The sequence below is a fragment of the Paraglaciecola sp. 20A4 genome, assembly GCF_011378905.1.
In the GTDB taxonomy this organism is placed as follows: domain Bacteria; phylum Pseudomonadota; class Gammaproteobacteria; order Enterobacterales; family Alteromonadaceae; genus Paraglaciecola.
Genome location: NZ_WTPY01000065.1, coordinates 1 through 2,075, shown reverse-complemented (window position 1 = coordinate 2,075; position 2,075 = coordinate 1). Strand labels below are relative to the sequence as shown.

Sequence of the window (2,075 nt, the reverse complement as noted above, 5' to 3'; positions counted from 1 at the left end):
GTTGCAATGCATTGATTGCTAGTCGAACCGACTGACGAGCGAACGAAGAAGTGTGGTCCGCCACATGCCTGAGTGAGCAAGGAATGAAGGTGAAGCATAGCGAGTAAGGCAGCAGCAAGAAAAAAGGTTATTTGGGGTTGTATGGTTAAGTGACTAAGCGTATACGGTGGATGCCTAGGCAGTTAGAGGCGATGAAGGACGTGTAAGTCTGCGAAAAGTTGTGGGGAGCCGACAAAATGCTTTGATCCACAAATATCCGAATGGGGAAACCCACCGCTTCGGCGGTATCGTACAGTGAATACATAGCTGTACGAGGCAAACGAGGGGAACTGAAACATCTAAGTACCCTTAGGAAAAGAAATCAACCGAGATTCCCCTAGTAGCGGCGAGCGAACGGGGATTAGCCCTTAAGCTAATTACAAGCGAGTGGAATGTGTTGGAAAGCACAGCGATACAAGGTGATAGCCCTGTACACGAACGCGAATTTTAAGTGAAATCGAGTAGGTCGGGACACGAGTTATCTTGACTGAACATGGGGGGACCATCCTCCAAGGCTAAATACTCCTAACTGACCGATAGTGAACTAGTACCGTGAGGGAAAGGCGAAAAGAACCCCTGTGAGGGGAGTGAAATAGAACCTGAAACCGTATACGTACAAGCAGTAGGAGCAGACTTGTTCTGTGACTGCGTACCTTTTGTATAATGGGTCAGCGACTTATATTTTGTAGCGAGGTTAACCGAATAGGGGAGCCGTAGCGAAAGCGAGTGTTAACTGCGCGTTTTAGTTGCAAGGTATAGACCCGAAACCCGGTGATCTAGCCATGGGCAGGTTGAAGGTTGAGTAACATCAACTGGAGGACCGAACCGACTAACGTTGAAAAGTTAGCGGATGACTTGTGGCTGGGGGTGAAAGGCCAATCAAACCGGGAGATAGCTGGTTCTCCCCGAAAGCTATTTAGGTAGCGCCTCGGACGAATACCACTGGGGGTAGAGCACTGTTAAGGCTAGGGGGTCATCCCGACTTACCAACCCTTTGCAAACTCCGAATACCAGTGAGTACTATCCGGGAGACACACGGCGGGTGCTAACGTCCGTCGTGAAGAGGGAAACAACCCAGACCGCCAGCTAAGGTCCCAAAATTATTGCTAAGTGGGAAACGATGTGGGAAGGCTAAGACAGCTAGGAGGTTGGCTTAGAAGCAGCCACCCTTTAAAGAAAGCGTAATAGCTCACTAGTCGAGTCGGCCTGCGCGGAAGATGTAACGGGGCTAAGCAATATACCGAAGCTGCGGACGCAAAGTTTACTTTGCGTGGTAGGGGAGCGTTGTGTAAGTGGCTGAAGGTGAACTGAGAGGTTTGCTGGACATATCACAAGTGCGAATGCTGACATGAGTAACGATAATGGGAGTGAAAAACTCCCACGCCGGAAGACCAAGGTTTCCTGTCCCATGCTAATCAGGGCAGGGTAAGTCGGCCCCTAAGGCGAGGCAGAAATGCGTAGTCGATGGGAAACGGATTAATATTTCCGTACTTGGTATATCAGTGATGGGGGGACGGAGAAGGTTATGCAAGCATAGCGTTGGTTGTCTATGTGAAAGTGTGTAGGGTTGAATCTTAGGTAAATCCGGGATTCTACATGCCTGAGACACGAGACGAGATTCTACGGAATTGAAGTTGCAAATACCCTGCTTCCAGGAAAAGCCTCTAAACTTATGATATATCGAACCGTACCCCAAACCGACACAGGTGGTCAGGTAGAGAATACTAAGGCGCTTGAGAGAACTCGGGTGAAGGAACTCGGCAAAATCGTACCGTAACTTCGGGAGAAGGTACGCCCCTGTTTGTGATTGAACTTGCTTCATGAGCGAATGGGGGCCGCAGTGAAAAGGTGGCTGGGACTGTTTATTAAAAACACAGCACTGTGCTAAATCGAAAGATGACGTATACGGTGTGACACCTGCCCGGTGCCGGAAGGTTAATTGATGGGGTTAGCGCAAGCGAAGCTCTTGATCGAAGCCCCGGTAAACGGCGGCCGTAACTATAACGGTCCTAAGGTAGCGAAATTCCTTGTCGGGT

Annotated in this window: 1 rRNA gene; it reads left to right on the top strand. The window is 49.5% G+C overall.

Features of this window, described 5'->3' with window-relative positions:
* Positions 1–143: 143 nt before the first annotated feature.
* A 23S ribosomal RNA gene (locus tag GQS54_RS22815) occupies positions 144–2,075 on the top strand; the annotation flags it as partial.